Genomic DNA, 369 nt, shown 5'->3' with positions numbered 1-369 from the left:
CTGTATTAATCTCAGACAAACAACACATTGAGGATTTTATCAAAGCTGGGTTTACAGAAGGTTATAAGTTTTGGCGAAGTGAAAGGTTAAGCAAAGAAGGGTATAAACGTTATTGGAATTATACATGCAGTACTTGCTCTAGTGATGAATACGTTGAAGCCGGTCTTTGTTCTGGAGTATTTGAATCCCCGATAAGTGGACTGAAAGTGGGTCAAAAATCTTGCCGATGCAGTGAAACTTTCCGATGGAAACAAGAGCATCGAGAGTACCAAATTAAGAAAGTTTGTAAAGAGGAGGGGTTAATTTTTACTGGTTGGGATCGTGAATATAAAAATGCATTCTCTAAATTTAATTGGGTGTGCGCTGAAG

Annotated in this window: 1 protein-coding gene; it reads left to right on the top strand. The window is 37.9% G+C overall.

Going from position 1 to position 369, the window contains the following annotated elements; all coding sequences use genetic code 11:
• A partial coding sequence (locus ACWXWW_RS17920) for a hypothetical protein (RefSeq protein ID WP_455971349.1) occupies positions 1 to 369 on the top strand: 369 nt, incomplete at both ends.

The organism is Microbacterium sp. KNMS, assembly GCF_053851835.1.
The sequence above is the reverse complement of the archived record's forward strand: the minus strand, read 5'-3'. Positions and strand labels throughout refer to the sequence as shown.